A 20,417-nucleotide genomic window follows, 5' to 3' on the forward strand; every position below is an offset into this window, starting at 1 on the left:
CCGCACATGTCCGCACCCCTGCCCCTGCCCACCCTGAGCTACCAGGAGGGCCGGCTGCTGATGGACGAGCGGGGCCGCGCCCTGGGCGTGCCGTCCGTCCGCACCATTTCCCAGGCCTACCGTGTCCGCGGCCGGCTCGACCTGCCGTTGCTCGACCGTGCCCTGGAACTGCTCTCGCAGCGGCACGAGGCATTGCGCACGCGCTTCGAGGGGCCGCGCGCGCAGACCGTGCACGCCGACGTCGTCGTGCGCGCCGTGACCTTCGACGCGGCGGGCGACGAGGCGGCGGCCCTCGACCGGGTGCGGACCGAGGCGGAGGTGCCGCTGCCCGCGGAGCGGCCCGAGCGGCTGCGGGTCGCCGTGGTGCGCGTGTCCGAGGACGACCACTTCGTCGTCCTCGTCTTCGACCACCTCGTGGTCGACGGCTGGGCCCGCGGCGTCCTCATGGAGGAACTCTCCACCCTGTACGCGGACCTCGCCGCCGGCCGGGCGCCCTCCCTCCCGGCGGTGGCCTACTCCTACCGGGACCACGTCCGCGACCAGCGCGACCTGCTGACCGGCCCGGACAGCGAGCGGATGCGGGAGTTCTGGCGCGCTCGCCTCGCAGGCGCCGGCGCGATACCCCGCCTGGACGTTCCCAAGCGTCCCGCCGGCGCCGCCCCGGAGGGCGGCTACGAGACCCGTGACCTCCCGCCGGCCGTCGCCGCCGGCATCCGCGGGTTCGCCGCCCGGGAACGGGTCACACTCTTCATGCTGGTCCTGTGCGGCCTGTTCGTGGTGCTGCGCGAGCACACCGGCAAGGACGACCAGGCCGTCGCCGTGAACGTCTACAACCGTGAGAGCGCCGGCCGCGAGAACCTGGTGGCCCCGCTGGCCGAACTCCTGGTCGTCCGCTCGGACCTGGCCGGTGCGGACACCTTCCGGGCCGCGCTGCGCCGCGTCCGCGGCGACAGCCTGGACGCGCAGGAGCACGGGGAGATCCCCTTCGCCGAACTGGTGAAGACCTTCAACCCGGACGAGTACGCCGACCCCGACGCCCCCATCGGTGTCGTCCTCAACATGCTCTACGCCCAACTCCACGGCGGCGGGATCGACTTCGCGCCCGCCGCGACCACCGTCGTCCCGCTCTCCGACGAGGGCTTCCGCCCCCGCAGCGAACTGATGCTCGTCGGCGAGGCCGGCGCCGACACGCTGTCGCTGTCGGCGTACTACCAGGCCGACCGGCTGCCGGCGGAGTTCGTCGTCGGGCTGCTCGACCGGCTCGTCCTGCTGTTGGAGAAAGTCGTCGCCGACCCGCTGCTGCCGTTGGAGGTCCGCGGTGTCCGAGCGTCGTGACGAGACGCTGCTGAGGGCGGCGTTCATCGTCTCCACCGGTGGCGACTGGGTGTTCCGCTTCGCCCTGCCGGTCCTGGTCCTCCAGCTGACCGGCTCGGCGTTCCTCGCCGCGTTCACGTACGCGCTGGAATTCGTGCCGTTCGTCCTTGTCGGCCTCTTCAGCGGAGTCGTCGCCGACCGCGTCGACCGGCGCAACCTGATGATCCGCTGCGACGTGTGCTCGGCCGCCGTGGTCGGGGCGATCGGCCTGCTGTGCCTGCTGGACAGCCCGCCGGTGTCCGCCGTCTACGTGGCCGCCTTCGTGCTGGCCTGCATGCGGCCGCTGTACTTTCCCGCGTTCCAGGGCTTCCTGATGGAACGGGTGCCGGCCGAACGCCGACCGGTGATGAACGCCTGGGTACAGGGCTCGGAGAGCCTGCTCAACATGCTCGGTCCGATCGCCGGCATCAGCGTCGTCGCCTTCCTGGGCCCGGCCGCGGCCAGCGGCGTCAACGCGCTGTCGTTCGGGCTGTCCGCCGTGCTCATCGTGCTGACCACGGCCTCTCCCGTGACCCGGGCGACCACGGCCCTGCGCGAGGCGGTGCGGGGCATGGCCCCGGACCTGCTGACCGGCTTCCGGCTGTTGTTCGCCGATCCGGTGCTGCGCTCGGGCACCATCCTGCTGACCCTCACGAACTTCGCGGTGCACGCCGTCGAGGCGAACCTCGTGTACGTGGTCACGGAGGCGACCGACCAGTCGAAGTTCGTGCTCGGCGTGGTCGTCGCGGCGCAGGGCGCCGGCGCGGTCGCGGGCGCGGCGGCCGTTCCGCGGCTGCTGAGGCGCTACCGGGAGGGGACGCTGCTGTCCGTCGGCATGGGCGCGCTGGCGCTGGCGCTGCTGACGCCGGCCGTCTCGGCCGACGTGTGGGTGCTCGCCCCCGCGTGGGCCCTGGCCGGGGCGGCGACCTCGCTGATCGTGGTGGGCTGGTTCACCTACCGGCAGACCGTCATCGACGCCGAGTTCATGGGCAGGGTCGTCGCGGTGAACCGGGCCGTCTCCTTCACCGCGATCCTCCCCGCCTCGCTGCTGGGCGGTTGGATGGCGGCGGAGCTGGCCCCCGGCTGGCTCTTCGCCACGGCGGGGGTCGTGCAGGCGCTCGCCTGGCTCGCGACGGCCGCGGGACTCGTGGGCAAGGCCGGCCGGCGCGACGGCGACGCCGGACCGGACGGGACCGGGTCGGCCGGGGAGCCCAAGGCGGCCGTCGGCTGACGGCGGTCCGCCGCCGCGCCGATCCGACGGGTCTCAGCGGTTGACCGGGAGGCCCGTGGGTTCCTTGATGCGCTTCATGATGATCTGGGAGTTGACCTCGGTGACGCCGGAGAGGGCCGTCAGTTGCTCGATCCACAGGCGTTCGTACGCGCGCAGGTCCGCGACGGCGATGCGCAGGAGGCAGCCGGGGCTGCCGAAGAGGCGGTAGGCCTCGATGACGTCGGGGATGTCCTGGAGGGCCGCCTCGAAGGCTTCGACGGCCGCGCGGTCGCGGCGGACCTCGACGGACACCAGTACTTCGAAGCCGCGGCCCACCGCCTCGGGGTCGATGACGGCGCGGTAGCCCTGGATCACCCCGTCCTCCTCCAGTTGTCGGACCCGGCGCATGCAGGGGGAGGGGGTCAGCCCCACTCGTTGGGCGAGTTCCTGGTTGCTGAGCCGGCCGTCCTTCTGGAGCTCGCGCAAGATTTCTCGATCGATCGCGTCCATGGCGCAATTATCACCCAGTGAATGTTACGGGTGGGGTTGAAGAGGCAATCTCATTGCGCGTAGATCTCTCTATCATTGCCGTGAATGGAATGTCTGTGCGAGATCTCGTGAGGGAAGGGTGGCCATGGGACGCATCGTCGTCATCAGCACCGGCGGAACGATAGCCAGCCGTTGGATGGGCTCGGGCTTCGCCGCGGAGGCCGACGGGCGTGAGGTGATGGCCACCGCCCCGCTGCCCGAGGGCATCACCGTCGAGGTCGTGGACCTGTTCAAGGTGAACAGCCCCCGGCTCACCACCGCCCACCAGCTCACCCTGCTGCGCACCGTCCACGAGGTGCTCGCCGACCCCGGCGTGGACGGCATCGTCGTCACGCACGGCACCGACACCCTGGAGGAGTCGGCCTTCCTCCTCGACCTCCACCACCACGACGCCCGCAGCGTCGTGTTCACCGGCTCGCAGTTGCCGATGGGTTCCGCCGACGGGGACGGTCCCGGGAACCTCTACGACGCGCTGCTGACCGCCGCCACCACGCGCGGACTCGGTGTCCTGGTCAGCTTCGCGGGTCGGGTGCACGCCGCCCGCGGCACCGTCAAGACGCAGGCCGTGGACCTGGACGCCTTCGCCGACCCGTCGAAGGAGCTGCTCGGGAAGATCGGCTTCGGCAAGGTCACCATGCTGCGCGAACCGCAGCGTTCGGCGCCGCTCGCGCTGCCCGCGATGCCGGAGCTGCCGCCGCGCGTCGACATGGTGATGCACCACGCCGACGGTGACCCGCTGCTGCTGAACGCCGCCGTCGAGGCGGGAGCCCGGGGCATCGTCCTGGTCGGTACGGGCGCCGGCAACGCCACCCCCGAGATCGTGGACGCGGTGGCCGCGGCCATCGCCCGGGGCGTGCTGGTCGCGCTGACCACGCGGGTCGCGGCCGGGCCCGTCACCGAGATCTACACGCACGGCGGCGCCGTCGACCTGGTCGCGGTCGGGGCCGTCCCGACCGGGACGCTGCGGGCCGGGCAGGCCCGGATCGCCGTGCTGTCCGCCCTGCTCGCCGGTTCCGACCAGGCCGAGCAGACCCGGATCCTGCGTCGGACGCTGGGCGTCGAGGACGCGGCCCTCACCTCCGCCTGAGCGCACGAACGAGCACGAACGAGCCGCCGCCGACCCCGGAACACGGGGATCGACGGCGGCTCGCGGCCCGATGGCCGGATTTCGGGGCGGTCGGCCGCCCTCAGGCCAGGTTGCCGAAGGCGCCGAGGATGCGGTCCGCCGCCGAGGTGGCCGTCACCGTGCCCGCCCTGACCTCGGCTTCGAGGGTCGGCGCGAGGTCCCGTACGGCCGGGTCCGCGCGCAGGCGCTCCAGCAGTGCGTCGCGGACCATCGACCACGTCCACTCCACCTGTTGCGCGGCCCGCTTGGCCGCCAACCGGCCGCCCGCCTCCAGGAGCGTCCGGTGTTGTTCGAGGCGGTTCCACACCTCGTCCAGGCCCACCGACTCCCGCGCGCTGCACGTCAGGACCGGCGGGGTCCATGCCGCGTCGGCCGGGTGCATCAGCCGTAGCGCGCCCGCCAGTTCGCGGGCGGCGGCCTTCGCGTCCCGCTCGTGGGGGCCGTCGGCCTTGTTGACGGCGAGGACGTCGGCCAGTTCCAGGACGCCCTTCTTGATGCCCTGGAGCTGATCGCCGGTACGGGCCAGGGACAGCAGCAGGAAGGAGTCGACCATGCCGGCGACCGTGGTCTCCGACTGGCCGACGCCGACCGTCTCGACGAGGACCACGTCGTAGCCCGCCGCCTCCATCACGATCATCGACTCGCGGGTGGCCTTGGCGACCCCGCCCAGCGTGCCCGCCGAGGGGGAGGGGCGGACGAACGCCGCCGGGTCGACGGAGAGGCGTTCCATCCGGGTCTTGTCGCCGAGGATGGAGCCGCCCGTCCGGGTCGAGGACGGGTCCACGGCGAGGACGGCCACACGGTGGCCGAGCCCGGTGAGCATCGTGCCGAACGTGTCGATGAACGTGGACTTGCCGACGCCGGGCACCCCGCTGATGCCGATCCGCCGGGCGTGCCCGGCATGCGGCAACAGCCGGGTCAACAGGCTCTGGGCCAGGGCGCGATGGTCCGCCCGGGTGGACTCGACGAGGGTGATGGCGCGCGCGATGTGCGCGCGCTTCCCGTCGAGCACGCCCTTCACGTACACGTCGATGTCGATCTTCGGGGGCATCCGCGCGGCCGCCTACAGCTCGTGGCCCAGTTCCGCGGCCAGCCGCGTCACCAGGTCGTGGGCCGCGTCCGGGATCACGGTGCCCGGCGGGAAGACCGCCGTCGCGCCCATCTCCAGCAGGGTCGGGACGTCCGCGGGCGGGATGACCCCGCCGACGACGATCATGATGTCCTCGCGCCCCTCCTCGGCGAGCTGCTGCCGCAGCGCCGGTACGAGGGTCAGGTGACCGGCCGCCAGCGACGACACGCCCACCACGTGGACGTCCGCCTCGACGGCCTGCCGGGCCACCTCCGCCGGAGTCTGGAACAGCGGGCCGACGTCCACGTCGAAGCCCAGGTCGGCGAAGGCCGTCGCGATGACCTTCTGGCCGCGGTCGTGTCCGTCCTGGCCCATCTTGGCGACCAGGATGCGCGGACGCCGTCCCTCCGCCTCCTCGAACCGGTCGACGAGCGCACGGGTGCGCTCCACGGACGGGGATTCGCCTGCTTCCATGCGGTACACACCCGAGATCGTACGGATCTGGCCGGCGTGACGCCCGTACACCTTCTCCAGGGCGTCGGAGATCTCGCCCACCGTGGCCTTGGCGCGCGCCGCGTCCACGGCCAGCGCCAGCAGGTTGCCCTCGCCGCTGCCGGCCGCGTTGGTGAGGGCCCGCAGGGTGTCCTGCGTGACGGCCTCGTCGCGTTCCTCGCGCAGTCGGCGCAGCTTGGCGATCTGCTGGCTGCGGACGGAGGAGTTGTCGACCTTGAGGACGTCGATCTCCTCGTCGGTGGCCACCCGGTACTTGTTCACGCCGATCACCGGCTGCCGGCCGGAGTCGATGCGGGCCTGGGTGCGGGCCGCGGCCTCCTCGACGCGCAGCTTCGGGATGCCCGCGTCGATGGCCTGCGCCATGCCGCCGGCGGCCTCGACCTCCTCGATGTGCTGCCACGCCCGCCGTGCGAGGTCGTAGGTCAGCTTCTCCACGTAGGCGCTGCCGCCCCACGGGTCGATGGAGCGGCAGGTGCCCGACTCCTGCTGGAGCAGCAGCTGGGTGTTGCGCGCGATGCGGGCCGAGAAGTCGGTGGGCAGCGCGAGGGCCTCGTCGAGGGCGTTGGTGTGCAGGGACTGGGTGTGTCCCTGCGTCGCGGCCATCGCCTCGATGCAGGTGCGGGTGACGTTGTTGAACACGTCCTGCGCGGTCAGCGACCAACCCGAGGTCTGCGAATGGGTGCGCAGCGAGAGCGACTTGGCGTTCTTCGGGTCGAACTGCTTGACCAGGCGCGCCCACAGGAGGCGGGCCGCGCGGAGCTTGGCGACCTCCATGAAGAAGTTCATGCCGATCGCCCAGAAGAACGACAGGCGCGGGGCGAACGCGTCCACGTCCAGCCCGACGGCCTGTCCGGCCCGCAGGTACTCCACGCCGTCGGCGAGGGTGTAGGCGAGTTCCAGGTCGGCCGTCGCACCGGCTTCCTGGATGTGGTAGCCGGAGATGGAGATCGAGTTGTAGCGGGGCATCTTCTGCGAGGTGAACGCGAAGATGTCCGAGATGATCCGCATCGACGGCTTCGGCGGATAGATGTAGGTGTTGCGGACCATGAACTCCTTGAGGATGTCGTTCTGGATGGTCCCGGCGAGCTTGTCGGGGGAGACGCCCTGCTCCTCCGCCGCCACGATGTAGAGGGCGAGGACCGGCAGCACCGCGCCGTTCATCGTCATCGACACCGACATCTTGTCCAGCGGGATCCCGTCGAACAGCTGGCGCATGTCGTAGATCGAGTCGATCGCCACGCCCGCCATGCCGACGTCACCCGTGACGCGCGGGTGGTCGCTGTCGTAGCCGCGGTGCGTGGGCAGGTCGAAGGCGACCGAGAGGCCCTTCTGGCCGGAGGCCAGGTTGCGCCGGTAGAAGGCGTTCGACTCCTCGGCCGTGGAGAAGCCGGCGTACTGACGGATCGTCCAGGGCTGGTTGACGTACATCGTCGGGTAGGGGCCGCGCAGGTACGGGGCCACGCCCGGGTAGGTGCCGAGGAAGTCCAGGCCCTCCAGGTCCCGCCCGGTGTACAGCGGCTTCACGGCGATGCCCTCGGGGGTCTCCCACAGCAGGTCGCCGGTGGCGTTGCCGGTGGACTCCTTCACCGCGGCGCGCCACTGGTCCTCGGTGATCCCGGTGGACGGGCCGCCGCCGAGCGCGAGTTCGGAGAAATCGGGGATGCTCATGACGAGACTCCCATCCGGTCGAGTACGGAGGACAGCACGGCGACCGCGTCACAGCCGGCGAAGACGTACTCGTCCACGGCCTGTTCGGAGGTGCCGGGTTTGCCCGCGAGGAACACGGTCGTCGCGCCCGCCGAGCGCAGGGCGGCGGCCACCGCCTCCGCCTGCTCCTCGTACAGCGCGTCGCTGGAGCAGAGCACCGCCATGCCGTCGGCGCCGCTCGCCGCGTAGGCCGCGGCGGCCGTGTCCGGATCCACCGATACCGGGTCGTGGACGGGCTCGATGCCGCCCGCCTGGAACAGGTTGGAGGCGAAGGTGGCCCGCCCCGTGTGCGCGGCCGCCGGGCCGAGCGCGGCGAGGAAGATCCGCGGCCGGGCACCGGTCGCGGCCAGGTGGGCGTCGCTGCGGGCGCGCAGCGCCTCGTACGCCTCGTCGCGTCGGACCCGCGGCAGACCGCCCGTCGGGGCCGTCGGCAGCGGATCGCGCACGACGGGCTTCTCCGACAGCAGCGGGAACTCGCTGACACCGGTGATGGGCTCGCGGCGGGTCGCCAGCTTCTTCGAGCGGGCCGCCCAGGTCGCGGCGAGCCGCTCGGCGACCAGACCCGAACGCAGCGCGGCCTCCTGGCCGCCCGCCTTCTCCACGGTACGGAAGAACTCCCACGCGGCGTGGGCGAGTTCGTCGGTCAGCGTCTCGACGTAGTACGAACCGCCGGCCGGGTCGATCACCCGGGCCAGGTGGGACTCCTCCACCAGCACGGTGGAGGTGTTGCGGGCGATCCGCCGGGCGAAGGCGTCCGGGAGGCCCAGCTCGCTGTCGAAGGGGAGGACGGTGACGGAGTCCGCGCCGCCCACACCGGCGGCCATGCAGGCCACCGTGGTGCGCAGCATGTTCACCCACGGGTCGCGCCGGGTCATCATCACGGGAGAGGTGACGGCGTGCTGCCGCTGCGCCCCCGCCTCGGGGCTGTCGCAGGCCTCGGCGACCCGGGCCCACAGGCGACGGGCGGCGCGCAGTTTGGCGATGGTCAGGAACTGGTCGGCGGTGGCGGCGTAGCGGAACTCGATCTGTCCGAACGCCTCGTCGGCGGTGAGGCCGGCCGCGGTCAGGGCCCGCAGGTAGGCGACGCCGGTGGACAGCGACAGGCCGAGTTCCTCGGCGGCGCTGCCGCCCGCCTCGTGGAAGGGCAGGGCGTCGACGGTCAGGGTGCGGACGCCGGGCCAGGACGCGGCCGTCTCGCGGGCCAGGGTGGCCGCCGCGGGCAGGTCCAGGGCCTCACCGGTGCGGGCCTCGTGGCCCAGCGGGTCGATGCCGAGGGAGGCGCGCGCTTCCCGGGGGGCGACGCCGCGCTCCGTGTACAGGGCGAACAACGCGCGGGCGGCCGCCGGGTATTCGGCGCCCGCGTCCAGGGCGACCGGGGCGAGGTCGAGGTAGACCCCCTCCAGGGCCCGGCCCAGGTCCTCGGCGGGCAGGCCGCCCGGGCCGACGGTGAGCCACAGGGAGGTGGTGCCGTTCTCCAGGTCCGCGAGGGCCGCCTCGTTCACCCGTACGGGGTCGCTGCCCGCGATCCGCTGGCGCACGTCCCAGCCGGAGGCGGTGGTGCCCTCCGGGGTGCCGCCGCGGACGAAGGGCGCGAAGCCGGGGAAGCCGGTGCCGTCACCGTCGTCCGGGGGCGCCGTGTACAGCGGGCGGGTGATGAGCCCGTCCTCTAGCTTCGTGGAAAGGGCTGCTTCCGCGGCCTCGCCGGATACTTCCTTGCCCGACTTGCGCAGTACGCCTTCAACCAGGCGCTGCCACTGCTCATGTGTCGCGTCAGGAAACTCGGCGGCCAGGGAGAGCCCGTCGTCAGGCTGGACCGTCATGGCTCGAATGCTAGGGGGGCCGCTCAGGCGAGACCATAACCGCCGGATGTGATCTCGCACTCGCAGGTCAGACGGGGGTCGGTGCGGCGCGCGGCCCGGTCCGGACCGGGTTCCGGCGGGTTCCGGCCACCTCCGGCACGCCCGTCAGCCGGAGGTGAGGCGGCCCGGGTCCTGGAACAGCGGACTCAGCAGGACGGTCGCGGCGGCCTGGGGGAGCACGGCCGGTCCGGCGTGCGGGGCGATGATGCGCCCGGGCTCGTCGCAGACGTGGGACCGGTCGGTGGCCGCCCCGCGGATCTCGTCCAGGTAGCCCTCGTGCAGGACGCTGGACAGTTCGGTGACGACCATGACGGCCGGGTTGAACACGTCGAGGAGCAGCGCCGCCGCCCGCCCCACGGCCCGGGCGCGTTCGCGCAGCAGCCGGTCCGCGCGGGGGTCGCCGGCGGCGGCGGCGTCCACGAGCAGCGGGACGGACGGATCGGGGACGATCCCGCGCCGTACGGCCTCGGCGCCCAGCGCGGTGTCGGACGCGGTCGCCTGGAGGCAGCCCGTACGACCGCACGCGCAGGCGGCCCGGGATTCGGGCACCGGGAGGTGGGCGACGTCGCCCGCGGCGGATCCGGGGCCCTGGTGGACGGTGCCCTCGATGCCGAACGCGGCGTCGACCACGTTCCCGATGAAGAGGTGGACCAGGCTCCGGCGGGCCGCCGCGGGACCGTAGAGGATCTCGGCGCGGGCGACGGCCCGGGCGTGGTTGTCCACCCGTACCGGCAGGCCGAGCGTCCGCGACAGGTTCGCGGCCAGCGGCATCCCCTGCCATCCGAGCGCCGGATGCCGGACGACGGTCCCGGTGTCGGGGCGTACCCAACCGCCGAGGGCGGCGCCGACCCCGAGCAGGGGACGGCCGGTGTCGAACCGTGCCAGGAAACCGGCGAGTTCGTCGGCGACGCGGGCCGGGAGGCCGGGGTCGGTGGGGTCCGCGTGGGGGAACGCGCGCCGGGCGAGGACCTGCCCGCGCAGGTCGACGAGGCTGAAGGTGGAGGACGGCACCCCGATGTGCAGCCCCGCGGCCACCGGCCCGCCGACGGCCCCGGTGTGCAGGTCCAGCGGGATCCGCGGCCGTCCCGAGGAGGTCGGGCCGACGGGTTCGGGCAGCTCGCGCAGCAGGCCGCCGCGCAGCAGCCCGGTGGTCTGCCGGGACACGGCGGCGGGGCTCAGCCCGCACAGCTCGGAGATCCCGCTGCGCGCGACGGGCCCGTGCTCCAGCACGGTCCGCAGCACGGTGGCGGCGTTGGCGGCCCCGCGCCGGTCGCCGGTCCTGCCTGTCACGGGGCCTCCTCGGGGCGGGACTGTCCGTTTCCCCGATCATGCCGGACCGGATCCCGGGTATCGGGCGGTCCGTGGCGGCCGCATTGCGGGACCGTGAAATCAGGCCACCGTTTCCAGCCGTGGAGGGGTGTCGCAAGCACTCCGCGGAGGCGGTGAAAGGCCTGGTCAGATCGGGTGTGGAGGGTTCGGGGCGGGTCGGTTCCGCCGCCCTGGGCCGGGGGTTGACCGGGGGCGGGGGCGCTGACAGGCTCCGGGACATGTCCGCGAACGAACGCCTCGCCCCGCGGCTCCGCACCTCCGGCCTGTGTACCGCGCCGGGTGGGTGTCCGGGCCGCTGTCCGGCCCGCCGCCGCGCCTGAGCTTCCCGCCCGGGCCCCCGGAGCGCCGGCCCGCCCCACCGGGAGCCGGTCCACCCGGCCGGCCCGCCACCTCGGTGGCCGGACCGGCCGTGACAGGTCGGCCCGGGTCCGACGTGGTCCGGTCGACCCCGGTCCGGTCGATGTCCGTCCGGTCGAGTTCGCCACGAGCCGGGTCCCGCTCCGTCCGACCCGGTCCGTGCCGTTCCCCTCGGGCGTGATCCGGCCGGTGTGATCCCGGCCGGACCCCACCCGTTCCGGCCGGTGCGGTTCGGGCGGTCCACGGTTCCCGCGGGGCCTGCCGGCTCCGCCCGCCGCGTACGGGCCCGTCCGCCCCGAGCGGCGGGTGCCCCCGTCCGGGTCCGGTGGCGATCGACCCCGCGCAGCGCCGCGCGGGACGCCGCCCGCCCACCGGGGCTGCCCCGCCACCGCCGGTGCCGGTCGCCTCCGCGTCGGCACCCGCCGGATTCCCGCACGTCATCCCGCCGTCCCGCCGCTCCGTCGCTCGTCCTCAGCTCCGTACCGCCATGCCCCGTGGCACTCGACGCTTCTCGTAACGCCATTTCTTCCGCTGCGGAAATAATCCCCCGCACGCCTTTGAACAGGGAGTTCCCATGACCACTGCACTCCGCACCACCGTGACGAAGATCGGCGGCCGCATCGGCGCCGAGATCGGCGGCGTCCGGCTCGGCGGCGACCTCGCCCCCGACACGGTGGCCGAGATCCGCTCCGCGCTCCTCGCCCACAAGGTCGTCTTCTTCCGCGGCCAGGACCACCTCGACGAGGCCGGTCACGAGGCCTTCGCCCAGCTCCTCGGCGCGCCCGTCGCGCACCCCACGGTGCCCTCCGCCGACGGCCGCTACGCGCTCGGCATCGACTCCCACCACGGCGCCCGCGCCAACCAGTGGCACACCGACGTCACGTTCGTCCCGGCCTACCCGGCCTTCTCCATCCTGCGCGCCGTCACCATTCCCCCCTACGGCGGGAACACCCTGTGGGCCAACACCGCGACCGCCTACTCCCACCTTCCCGAGTCGCTGCGCGTCCTCGCGGACGGCCTGCGCGCCATCCACTCCAACGCCTACGACTACGCCGCCCTGCGGCCGGACGCCCTTCCCGAGGCGCTGGCCGAGTACCGCGAGGTCTTCACCTCCACCGAGTTCCTCACCGAGCACCCGGTGGTCCGCGTCCACCCCGAGACCGGCGAACGCACCCTGCTCCTGGGCAACTTCGTCCAGCGCATCCAGGGCCTCACCGGCCGCGACTCCCGTGTCCTGCAGGACCTCTTCCAGGCGCACATCGAGAGCCCCGAGAACACCGTCCGCTGGCAGTGGCAGGACGGCGACGTCGCGATCTGGGACAACCGCGCCACCCAGCACTACGGCGTCGACGACTCCGACGACCACGAGCGCACCCTGCGCCGCGTCACCGTCGACGGCGACGTCCCGGTCGGCCCCGACGGAGTTCCCTCCCGCCTGATCAGCCCGGAGACCGTCCCGGACCCGGCGTTCGGCATCGCGTCCGGCGCCTCGAACGACGACCGGGTCGGCGCCTCCGCCTGATCCGAGGACGAAACCCCCGTACGCCGCCGCCAAGGAGCCCCCGTGCCCAGACTGCTCGCCCTCACCGGTAGTCCCTCCGTCCACTCCCGCACCGCGGTCGTCGCCGACCACGTCCTGCGCCGCCTCTCCCACGCCGGCTTCGAGACCTCGCACCTCGCGGTGCGGGACCTCCCCGCCGCCGACCTGCTGGCCGCCCGCCGCGGCGAGCCGGAGATACGCCGCGCCCTCGAAGCCGTCGCCGCGGCCGACGGCCTGGTGATCGCCACCCCCGTCTACAAGGCCTCGTACACCGGCCTGATCAAGGCCTTCCTCGACCTGCTCCCGCAGGACGGACTGGCCGGCAAGACCGTCCTGCCGTTGGCCACCGGAGGCAGCCTCGCCCATGTCCTGACCATCGACTACGCCCTGCGGCCGGTGCTCGCCGCCCTCGGCGCCCGGCACGTCACCGCGGGCCGGTTCGTCCTGGACTCCTCCGTCGAGCGTGGCAACGGCCCGGACCGGCTGCTGCCGGAGGCCGAACTCGATCTCTTCCAGGCCGTCGACGAGTTCGCCGACGCCCTCGGCGGCGTGGGGGCCGCCGCCCTCACCGCCGCCCCGTAACCCCCGCACCCGCACCCCGTACGAACCGACAAGGACCAGCCATGCCCGCAGCCTTCACCTCGAAGACCACCTCCCGGCGCCAGTTCCTCACCCTGCTCGGCATCTCGGCGGCCGCGGTGAGCTGCGGCACGGCCACCGCCAACGGCGGGTCCGGATCCGGCAAGCAGATCACCGCCCTGAAGTACCAGGGAGCGGTCGGGGCGGTCACCCTGCCCGAGCTCGCCGCCGACCTCGGATTCCTGGGCGGCCTCACCCTGGACTGGGTGGGCAACACCATCAGCGGCCCGCAGGACATCCAGTCCGCCGCGACCGGCCAGACCCACTTCGGCGGGGCCTTCAACGGGGCGGTCGTCAAGCTCGCCGCGGGGAAGGCCCCCGTCAAGGCCATCATCTCGTACTACGGCTCCGACAAGGACACCAACCTGGGCTACTACGTATTGGAGGACAGCCCGATCCGGTCGGCCCGCGACCTCATCGGCAAGAAGGTCGGCATGAACACCCTGGGCGCCCACGCCCAGGCCCTCCTCGACATCTACCTGGGCCGCGGCGGCCTCTCGCGGGCCGACTCCGACAAGGTCGAGGCCCTGGTCGTGCCCCCGGTCAACACCGAACAGTCCCTGCGGCAGAAGCAGATCGAGGTCGGCGTGCTCAGCGGCGTGCTGCGCGACAAGGCCCTCGCGGCCGGTGGCATCCGCCCGCTGTTCAGCGACTTCGACCTGCTGGGCGCCTTCAGCGGCGGCACCTACGTCATGACCCAGCGCTTCATCAAGGAGAACCCGGACACCGTACGCACCTTCGTGACGGGGGTCGGCAAGGCCATCGAGTGGTCCCGTGCCACCCCCCGCGAGCAGGTCATCGCCCGGATGACCGAGATCGTCAAGAAGCGGGGACGCAACGAGGACACCTCGACGCTCCAGTACTGGCGCTCCTACGGCGTCGCGGCGCCCGCCGGCCGGATCGAGGAGAAGGAGTTCCAGCTCTGGATCGACTGGCTCGGTGACCGCGGCGAGGTCAAGAAGGGTCAGCTGAAGGCGGCGGATCTGTTCACCAACGAGTTCAACGGCAACGGAAAGGGCTGAGGACCCCCACCATGGCGAAGATCGTCTTCGAATCGGTCACCAAGACCTTCCCGACGAAGGACAAGAAGGCCAAGGCGGAGTTCACCGCCCTCGACGGCATCGACCTGGAGATCGAGGCGGGCGAGTTCGTGGTCGTCGTGGGCCCCAGCGGCTGCGGCAAGTCCACCCTCCTCGACCTCCTCGGCGGCCTGACCCGGCCGACCTCCGGCCGGATCCTGCTGGACGGGAAGCCCGTCACCGGGCCCGGCCTGGACCGGGGCATCGTCTTCCAGCAGTACGCGCTGCTGCCGTGGCGCACGGCGCTGGGCAACGTCGAGTTCGGCCTGGAGGCCACCGGCGTCCCGCGCCGCCAACGAGCGGCGAGAGCACGTGAGTTCCTGGACCTGGTCGGTCTGACCGGCTTCGAGGACCGGCACCCGCACGAACTGTCGGGCGGCATGCGCCAGCGCGTGGCCATCGCCCGCTCGCTGGCCTACGACCCGGACGTCCTCCTGATGGACGAACCCTTCGCCGCGCTCGACGCGCAGACCCGCGAGTCCCTTCAGGACGAACTGCGGCGGATCTGGCAGGCCACCGGCAAGACGGTCGTCTTCATCACCCACGGCATCGAGGAGGCCGTGTACCTCGGGCAGAAGGTCGCCGTCATCACCTCCCGCCCGGGACGGATCAAGGAGGTCGTCCCGGTCTCCTTCGAGGGTCGCGCGAGCGGCGCCACCGGTGAGGACCTTCGCTCCAGCCCCGAGTTCGCCCGCTACCGCCACGAGATCTGGACCCTGCTCCACGACGAGGTGGCCCGCGCCCAGCAACTGGAGAAGGAAGAGGCCACGGTATGAGCACCGGAACCGAAGCCGCGGCGCCCGCGGCCGCGCAGAGCGCCGCCCCGAACGCGGCGGCCGTCGCCGAGGCATCCGTACCGGTCGCCCGGCCGGCGTCCTCCACGCCGGACCGGCCCGTGTCGGAATCGCCTTCCGGCAGGGGTGCGGCCACCGACAGGGGTGTGCCCGCCGGCGGGGGTGCGCCTCCCGACGGAAGTGCTCCCGCCGGCCGAAGGGCTGCCCCGGACGAACGCGCGGCCCCGGTGAAGGCCGCGGCGAGCGCCCGGAAGGCGTCCGGGCCGGCCACCGTGCTCCGGTGGCTGCGGGCGGCGCTGCTCCGGTCGGCCGCGGTCCTCGCCCTCCTGGCCGTGTGGGAAACGGCGCCGCGGCTCGGCCTCGTCGACGCCACGTTCCTACCGCCGATCTCCGAAGTCGCCGTCGCATGGTGGGAGTTGCTCGGGGACGGGCAGCTCGGGGAACACGTCCGGGCCAGCCTCACCCGATCGTTCGGCGGCTTCGCCATAGCCGTCGTCGTCGCCGTCCCGCTCGGGCTGCTGATCGGCTGGTACCGGCCCGTCGCGGCGTTCCTCGGCCCCCTGCTGGAACTGTTCCGCAACACGGCGGCGCTCGCGCTGCTCCCGGTCTTCGTCCTGCTGCTGGGCATCGGCGAGACCTCGAAGGTGTCGATCGTCGTCTACGCCTGCGTGTGGCCGATCCTGCTCAACACCATCAGCGCCGTCGGCAACGCCGATCCCACGCTGGTCCGGCTGGCCCGCTCGATGGACCTGTCCACGCCGAGGCTCTTCCAGAAGGTGATCCTGCCGTCGTCGGTCCCGGCCATCTTCACCGGCATCCGCCTCGCCGGCGCGGTCTCGATCCTGGTCCTCGTGGCCGCCGAGATGATCGGTGCCAAGGCGGGCCTCGGCTACCTGATCAACGCCTCGCAGTACAACTTCGCCATCCCGCAGATGTACGCGGGGATCATCACGATCTCCGCGATCGGCGTGGCCTTCAACCAGATCCTGGTCACGATCGAACGCCGCCTCAGCGTCTGGCGCGTCCCGGCCTGACCCGCGCTCCGGGGCCGGGGCCGGACTCCCCGCACCCCGGGGTCCGGCCCCGGCCCCGGCCCACCTTCCGGAGCCCCCGCCCGCACCCGGGTCCGGACCCGGTCCGCAGCACCGGGTCCCAACCGCGTCCCGGCACCCACGACCCGCCCGGCGCCCCGCCCCGCGCCCACCACCGAACACAGGGAACAGACATGTCCGCACCCCGCACCCTCCACCTCAACGCCTTCCTGATGAACGCCGGCCACCACGACGCCGCCTGGCGGCACCCGGACAGCGCTCCCGAACGCGTCACCGACCTGCGCTACTTCCAGGAACTGGCCCGCACCGCCGAGCGCGGACGGCTCGACTCCATCTTCTTCGCCGACGGCCTCGCCCTCTGGGGCAAGGCCCGCTACAACGCCCTCGGCGGCTTCGAGCCGCTGACCCTGCTCTCGGCCATCGCGGCCGTCACCGAACACATCGGGCTGATCGCGACCGTCTCGACGACCTTCAACGAGCCGTTCCACACCGCCCGCAAGTTCGCCTCACTCGACCACATCAGCAACGGCCGCGCCGGCTGGAACATCGTCACCTCCGGCACCGTCGACGAGGCCCGCAACTTCAACCGGGACGAGCACCTGGAGCACGGCCTGCGCTACGAGCGCGCCCGCGAGTTCCTCGACGTCGCCACCAAGCTCTGGGACAGCTGGGAGGACGACGCGATCGTCCTCGACAAGGAGCGCGGCATCTACGCCGACACCGACAAGCTCCACCCGGCCGCCCACCGCGGCGAACACTTCGGCGTCGCCGGCCCGCTCAACGTGCCGCGCTCGCCCCAGGGCCACCCGCTGCTGGTCCAGGCCGGATCCTCCGAGGCCGGCAAGGAGTTCGCCGCCCAGTACGCGGAGGCCGTCTTCACCGCCCAGCAGACCCTCGCCGACGGTCAGACCTTCTACAAGGACCTCAAGTCCCGGCTGGCCCGCCACGGCCGTGCCGAGGGCGACCTCCTCGTCCTGCCCGGCATCGCTCCCGTCATCGGCTCCACCGAAGCCGAGGCGAAGGCATTGGAGCAGCAGCTCACCGACCTTCAGGTGCCCGAGTACGGCCTCGCGCAGCTCTCCGGGATGCTCGGCGTGGACCTGACCGGCGCCGATCTCGACGGCCCGCTGCCCGAGCTGCCCGAGGAGCGCGACATCAACGGCAACAAGAGCCGCTTCACGCTCGTCGCCGAACTGGCCCGCCGCGACGGGCTCAGCCTGCGCGAGCTGATCGCCCGCCTCGGGGCCGGTCGCGGCCACCGCGTGTTCGCCGGGACCCCCGAGCAGATCGCCGACCAGCTGGAGGAGTGGTTCACGCAGGGCGCCGCCGACGGGTTCAACATCATGGCCCCCGTCCTGCCCACCGGACTCACCGACTTCGTCGACCACGTCGTGCCGATCCTCCAGCGCCGCGGTCTGTTCCGCACCGAGTACACCGGTGCCACGCTGCGCGAGAACTACGGCCTGCCCCGGCCCGCCAACCGGTACGCGAAGGGAACGGTCTGAGCGATCTCCTCCGGCGGCCGGGCCGGGCACCGGTCGTCCCCCGACGGGCGGCGCGCGGTCCGGCCGGTCCTCCACCGACCTTCCACCGGTCCTCCGTCGGCGTTCCACCGGTCGTCCGTCGGCCTTCCATCGACGCCCGGTCCGCCGGAGCGCGACCGCGTTCCGGCGGACCTTCGGGTGCCGCGCCGTGGGACGCCGTGGGACGCCGTAGGAGTCCGCCGGCCGCCCGCTCGTCCGGCCGCCTCAGACGGTGAGGACGATCTTGCCCCTGGTACGGCCCCTGGCACTCAGTTCCCAGGCCTCGGCGGCTTCCGCGAGCGGCAGGGCGTGCTCGACGTTGACGGTGAGCCGGCCCGCATCGGCGAGTTCCGCGAGGGCCGTGAGGTGGGCCGCGTCGGCCCGCGCCCAGATGTGCTTGGCGCCCTTGGACCCGGCGTCGTTGTCGGCGATGGAGATGACGGGGCCGCCCTCGCGGACCACCGACTGGAGGAGTTCGACTCCGCCCTCCCCGTAGAAGTCGAGCCCGGCGTCCACGCCCTCGGGGGCCAGCGCGCGGATCCGGTCGGCGACGCCCTCCCCGTACAGGACGGGTTCGGCTCCGAGGCCGCGCAGGTAGTCGTGGTTGTGGGCGCCGGCCGTGCCGATGACCCGGGCGCCGAGGGCGACGGCGATCTGTACGCCCAGCGATCCGGTGCCGCCGGCGGCGGAGTGGATGACGACGGTCTGACCGGCGCCGACACCGGCGCGGGTGATGGCCTGGTACGAGGTGAGACCGGCGAGCGGCAGGCCCGCGGCCTGCTCGAAGGTCAGCCCGCGCGGCTTGCGGGCGAGGGTGCGGACGGGGGCGGCGACGAACTCGGCGTAGGTGCCGAGCTGCACCCATTCCTTGCGGACGTAGCCGTAGACCTCGTCGCCCACGGCGTAGTCGTCGGTGTCCGGGCCGACCGCCTCGACGATGCCGGCCACGTCCCAGCCGGGGATGACGGGGTGGCGCACTTCGAGGACCTGCCCGAGGAACCCCGCGGCGAGCTTCCAGTCGACGGGGTTCACCCCGGCCGCCTTGACCCGGATCAGCACCTCGCTGGGGCCGACCTTCGGTTCCGGGGCGTCGACCAGCTCTAACCGGGCGGGGGTTCCGTACGCGTTGTATGTGATTGCCTTCATGGTCATCCCAACCCGGGTGCCACGGAGGCTATTCCGCTTTCCGTCCGGCGCGCAGCCGGGCGAACGCCCTTCAGGCGGGCAGGGTGTTGCGGTGGGAGCGCCGACGGGCGGCGCTGAGCAGGGCCTGGATCTGGGCGCCCGACTGCTCCACGTCGTCCAGGGGGGAGGGGAAGGCCAGTCGGACGTCGCGGTGGCCGCGCCGCTCCTCCAGCCGCAGGGTGATTCCGTACCGGTCCAGGGCGAGCGGCAGCGCACGTACGACCGCCGCCGAAGGCAGCGGCCGGACCAGCCGCAGCAGCAGGGTGACCAGCTCGGGGTGGTCGTCGAGGAGGTGGGTGAGCATGCCCGCCTCGTAGGGGGCGAGCGGATCGGGCCAGGCCTGGTCCAACTCCTCCAGCCCGATGTACGAGGTCCCCTCCGAGGTTTCCAGGATCGCCCGGCCGTACTCCACGCAGGTGCTGTCCCCGGGCGCCGAGCTCTCGTCGGCGTACGGGGTGAGCAGGTGACCCAGTACCGTGACGCGCCCGCGGACCCGGTCGCGCACGGGGGTGGGCGCGATGTCGGTGAACTCCAGACGGATGGCGGGACGGTCGTCGAACGCGGGGGTGGAGTGTCCCGCCGCCGGCCCGGCCGGGTGCAGGTGGAACCGACCGAGCACGTCGCCGCCGTCCAGTTGGCGCACCTCGCTGCGCACCCCGTCGACGACCACCGTCATCGAGTGGGCGGCGGCCAGGATGGACCGGACCCGTTCGGCCTCGGTCGGCCGGGCGGGGGGCGTGGCGGCGGGGGCACCGGGCAGGCGCATGCGGATCTCTCCCTCTCGGAGCGAGTTAGGTATGCCTAACCTAACCTATTCGGTTGTCCGGGAGTACCCCGCGGGCGAGTCGCCCGAGCGCCTCGGTGATCCGTTCGGGCGGGAAGCCGAGGGTGTGCCGCTGGAACTGGTAGACCTCCGGTGCCAGCGGACTCAGCAGGACGTCCGCGCCGGCCTCGGGATCGGCGACTCCCGCGGCCCCGAGCAGCCCCCGCACGTGGGCGCGCCAATGCCCGTACGTGGCCGAGGCGAATCGGCCGGGGCCGGGCGGGATGCCCAGGGCCAGCGGAAGGTGTTGCTCCAGGTGGTCGACCGCCGCGGCGTAGAAGGCCGCCAGTCGTAGGGCCGGGGGAGCCCCCGGCCCCAGCGGGGGAGGACCGTAGGCGAGGCGCTCCTGAAGGATCCGTTCGTGCTCGTAGAGGAGCGCGGCGGCGACGGAGGTGGGATCGGGGAAGCGGCGGTAGAGGGTGGCGCGGCCCACCCCGGCGGCCTTGGCGATCTGATCCATCGTCACGCTGCGGGGTTCGCGTTCTGTGAACAACTGCTCGGCGGCGGCCAGGATCTGAACCCTGTTGCGCACGGCGTCGGCCCGCTGCCGGGGCAGGGCGATCGGCGCCCGGGGGTCGGGGCGGGAGGCGGGCCGGCGGGCGGCACCGGCACCCGCGATGTCGCGTACCGTACGGACCTCGTCGCCATTGGTCATGACGGCGACCCTACGTGCTTCGTGTCGGTGTTGGGCTGAACGGGTGAAACGCGAG

17 protein-coding genes are annotated in these 20,417 nt (G+C 72.8%); 9 read left to right on the forward strand and 8 right to left on the reverse strand.

Annotated features, from left to right (window positions below; genetic code table 11):
- Positions 1 to 6: 6 nt before the first annotated feature.
- Both ACZ58N_RS34845 and ACZ58N_RS34850 read left to right on the forward strand, forming a co-directional pair.
- Positions 7 to 1,335 carry a condensation domain-containing protein gene (locus ACZ58N_RS34845; protein ID WP_471168372.1) on the forward strand — a complete coding sequence of 443 codons (1,329 nt, stop codon included), beginning with the start codon at positions 7 to 9 and terminating at the stop codon, positions 1,333 to 1,335.
- Entirely contained in the window at positions 1,319 to 2,584 is a 1,266-nt protein-coding gene (locus ACZ58N_RS34850; protein WP_471168375.1) for an MFS transporter, read from the forward strand. Before ACZ58N_RS34845 ends, ACZ58N_RS34850 begins: the two co-directional genes overlap by 17 nt.
- 33 nt (positions 2,585 to 2,617) lie before the next feature.
- Here ACZ58N_RS34850 and ACZ58N_RS34855 read toward each other — a convergent pair whose 3' ends face one another.
- Entirely contained in the window at positions 2,618 to 3,073 is a 456-nt protein-coding gene (locus ACZ58N_RS34855) for an Lrp/AsnC family transcriptional regulator (protein WP_389701377.1), read from the reverse strand.
- A 124-nt stretch (positions 3,074 to 3,197) separates the two neighbouring features.
- Here ACZ58N_RS34855 and ACZ58N_RS34860 point away from each other — a divergent pair, with 124 nt between their 5' ends.
- On the forward strand, positions 3,198 to 4,199 hold the full coding sequence (locus tag ACZ58N_RS34860; RefSeq protein WP_471168378.1) for an asparaginase: 1,002 nt from the start codon (positions 3,198 to 3,200) through the stop codon (positions 4,197 to 4,199).
- 100 nt (positions 4,200 to 4,299) lie between these two features.
- On the opposite strand, the gene meaB is transcribed toward ACZ58N_RS34860, so the two are convergent.
- The 4 genes from meaB to ACZ58N_RS34880 form a co-directional block, all read right to left on the reverse strand.
- Positions 4,300 to 5,289, reverse strand: a complete 990-nt coding sequence (gene meaB, locus ACZ58N_RS34865; RefSeq protein WP_471168381.1) for a methylmalonyl Co-A mutase-associated GTPase MeaB — start codon at positions 5,287 to 5,289, stop codon at positions 4,300 to 4,302.
- Positions 5,290 to 5,301: 12 nt separating this feature from the next.
- On the reverse strand, positions 5,302 to 7,488 hold the full coding sequence (scpA, locus tag ACZ58N_RS34870) for a methylmalonyl-CoA mutase (RefSeq protein ID WP_471168383.1): 2,187 nt from the start codon (positions 7,486 to 7,488) through the stop codon (positions 5,302 to 5,304).
- Entirely contained in the window at positions 7,485 to 9,347 is a 1,863-nt protein-coding gene (locus ACZ58N_RS34875; protein ID WP_471168385.1) for a methylmalonyl-CoA mutase family protein, read from the reverse strand. The genes scpA and ACZ58N_RS34875 overlap by 4 nt, the downstream gene beginning before the upstream one ends.
- A 144-nt stretch (positions 9,348 to 9,491) precedes the next feature.
- On the reverse strand, positions 9,492 to 10,676 hold the full coding sequence (locus tag ACZ58N_RS34880; RefSeq protein WP_471168388.1) for an ROK family protein: 1,185 nt from the start codon (positions 10,674 to 10,676) through the stop codon (positions 9,492 to 9,494).
- Between the two features lie 970 nt (positions 10,677 to 11,646).
- Between ACZ58N_RS34880 and ACZ58N_RS34885 the strand changes: the two genes are divergently transcribed.
- The 6 genes from ACZ58N_RS34885 to ACZ58N_RS34910 all read left to right on the forward strand — a co-directional run bounded on the left by ACZ58N_RS34885 (position 11,647) and on the right by ACZ58N_RS34910 (position 17,681).
- Positions 11,647 to 12,594: a TauD/TfdA dioxygenase family protein gene (locus ACZ58N_RS34885; RefSeq protein ID WP_471168390.1), complete on the forward strand. Its 948-nt coding sequence runs from the start codon at positions 11,647 to 11,649 to the stop codon at positions 12,592 to 12,594.
- A gap of 42 nt (positions 12,595 to 12,636) precedes the next feature.
- Entirely contained in the window at positions 12,637 to 13,194 is a 558-nt protein-coding gene (gene ssuE / locus ACZ58N_RS34890) for an NADPH-dependent FMN reductase (protein ID WP_471168392.1), read from the forward strand.
- 41 nt (positions 13,195 to 13,235) lie between these two features.
- Entirely contained in the window at positions 13,236 to 14,273 is a 1,038-nt protein-coding gene (locus ACZ58N_RS34895) for an ABC transporter substrate-binding protein (RefSeq protein ID WP_471168395.1), read from the forward strand.
- 11 nt (positions 14,274 to 14,284) lie between these two features.
- Positions 14,285 to 15,106 carry an ABC transporter ATP-binding protein gene (locus ACZ58N_RS34900; RefSeq protein ID WP_471168398.1) on the forward strand — a complete coding sequence of 274 codons (822 nt, stop codon included), beginning with the start codon at positions 14,285 to 14,287 and terminating at the stop codon, positions 15,104 to 15,106.
- Positions 15,103 to 16,158, forward strand: a complete 1,056-nt coding sequence (locus tag ACZ58N_RS34905) for an ABC transporter permease (protein WP_471168401.1) — start codon at positions 15,103 to 15,105, stop codon at positions 16,156 to 16,158. The genes ACZ58N_RS34900 and ACZ58N_RS34905 overlap by 4 nt, the downstream gene beginning before the upstream one ends.
- A gap of 191 nt (positions 16,159 to 16,349) precedes the next feature.
- The gene (locus tag ACZ58N_RS34910; RefSeq protein ID WP_385682986.1) at positions 16,350 to 17,681 is read left to right on the forward strand and encodes an LLM class flavin-dependent oxidoreductase; all 1,332 of its coding nucleotides are present in this window, start codon (positions 16,350 to 16,352) and stop codon (positions 17,679 to 17,681) included.
- A gap of 243 nt (positions 17,682 to 17,924) precedes the next feature.
- Here the strand turns inward: ACZ58N_RS34910 and ACZ58N_RS34915 are convergent, their stop codons facing one another.
- The 3 genes from ACZ58N_RS34915 to ACZ58N_RS34925 form a co-directional block, all read right to left on the reverse strand.
- On the reverse strand, positions 17,925 to 18,845 hold the full coding sequence (locus ACZ58N_RS34915) for an NADP-dependent oxidoreductase (RefSeq protein WP_471168404.1): 921 nt from the start codon (positions 18,843 to 18,845) through the stop codon (positions 17,925 to 17,927).
- Positions 18,846 to 18,915: 70 nt separating this feature from the next.
- The gene (locus ACZ58N_RS34920) at positions 18,916 to 19,650 is read right to left on the reverse strand and encodes a DUF2470 domain-containing protein (RefSeq protein WP_471168407.1); all 735 of its coding nucleotides are present in this window, start codon (positions 19,648 to 19,650) and stop codon (positions 18,916 to 18,918) included.
- Between the two features lie 40 nt (positions 19,651 to 19,690).
- A complete protein-coding gene (locus ACZ58N_RS34925; protein WP_471168410.1) occupies positions 19,691 to 20,362 on the reverse strand; it encodes a TetR/AcrR family transcriptional regulator in 672 nt (223 codons plus the stop codon).
- Positions 20,363 to 20,417 lie beyond the last annotated feature (55 nt).

Source organism: Streptomyces sp. NPDC040432 (genome assembly GCF_055595445.1).

What these genes read in the sequence shown, in the direction of transcription:
- ACZ58N_RS34845 (WP_471168372.1), top strand. Translation starts at nt 7, where the DNA reads ATGTCCGCACCCCTGCCCCTGCCCACCCTGAGCTACCAGGAGGGCCGG.
- ACZ58N_RS34855 (WP_389701377.1), bottom strand. Translation starts at nt 3,073, where the DNA reads ATGGACGCGATCGATCGAGAAATCTTGCGCGAGCTCCAGAAGGACGGC.
- ACZ58N_RS34860 (WP_471168378.1), top strand. Translation starts at nt 3,198, where the DNA reads ATGGGACGCATCGTCGTCATCAGCACCGGCGGAACGATAGCCAGCCGT.
- meaB (WP_471168381.1), bottom strand. Translation starts at nt 5,289, where the DNA reads ATGCCCCCGAAGATCGACATCGACGTGTACGTGAAGGGCGTGCTCGAC.
- scpA (WP_471168383.1), bottom strand. Translation starts at nt 7,488, where the DNA reads ATGAGCATCCCCGATTTCTCCGAACTCGCGCTCGGCGGCGGCCCGTCC.
- ACZ58N_RS34875 (WP_471168385.1), bottom strand. Translation starts at nt 9,347, where the DNA reads ATGACGGTCCAGCCTGACGACGGGCTCTCCCTGGCCGCCGAGTTTCCT.
- ACZ58N_RS34885 (WP_471168390.1), top strand. Translation starts at nt 11,647, where the DNA reads ATGACCACTGCACTCCGCACCACCGTGACGAAGATCGGCGGCCGCATC.
- ACZ58N_RS34895 (WP_471168395.1), top strand. Translation starts at nt 13,236, where the DNA reads ATGCCCGCAGCCTTCACCTCGAAGACCACCTCCCGGCGCCAGTTCCTC.
- ACZ58N_RS34900 (WP_471168398.1), top strand. Translation starts at nt 14,285, where the DNA reads ATGGCGAAGATCGTCTTCGAATCGGTCACCAAGACCTTCCCGACGAAG.
- ACZ58N_RS34905 (WP_471168401.1), top strand. Translation starts at nt 15,103, where the DNA reads ATGAGCACCGGAACCGAAGCCGCGGCGCCCGCGGCCGCGCAGAGCGCC.
- ACZ58N_RS34910 (WP_385682986.1), top strand. Translation starts at nt 16,350, where the DNA reads ATGTCCGCACCCCGCACCCTCCACCTCAACGCCTTCCTGATGAACGCC.
- ACZ58N_RS34915 (WP_471168404.1), bottom strand. Translation starts at nt 18,845, where the DNA reads ATGAAGGCAATCACATACAACGCGTACGGAACCCCCGCCCGGTTAGAG.
- ACZ58N_RS34920 (WP_471168407.1), bottom strand. Translation starts at nt 19,650, where the DNA reads ATGCGCCTGCCCGGTGCCCCCGCCGCCACGCCCCCCGCCCGGCCGACC.
- ACZ58N_RS34925 (WP_471168410.1), bottom strand. Translation starts at nt 20,362, where the DNA reads ATGACCAATGGCGACGAGGTCCGTACGGTACGCGACATCGCGGGTGCC.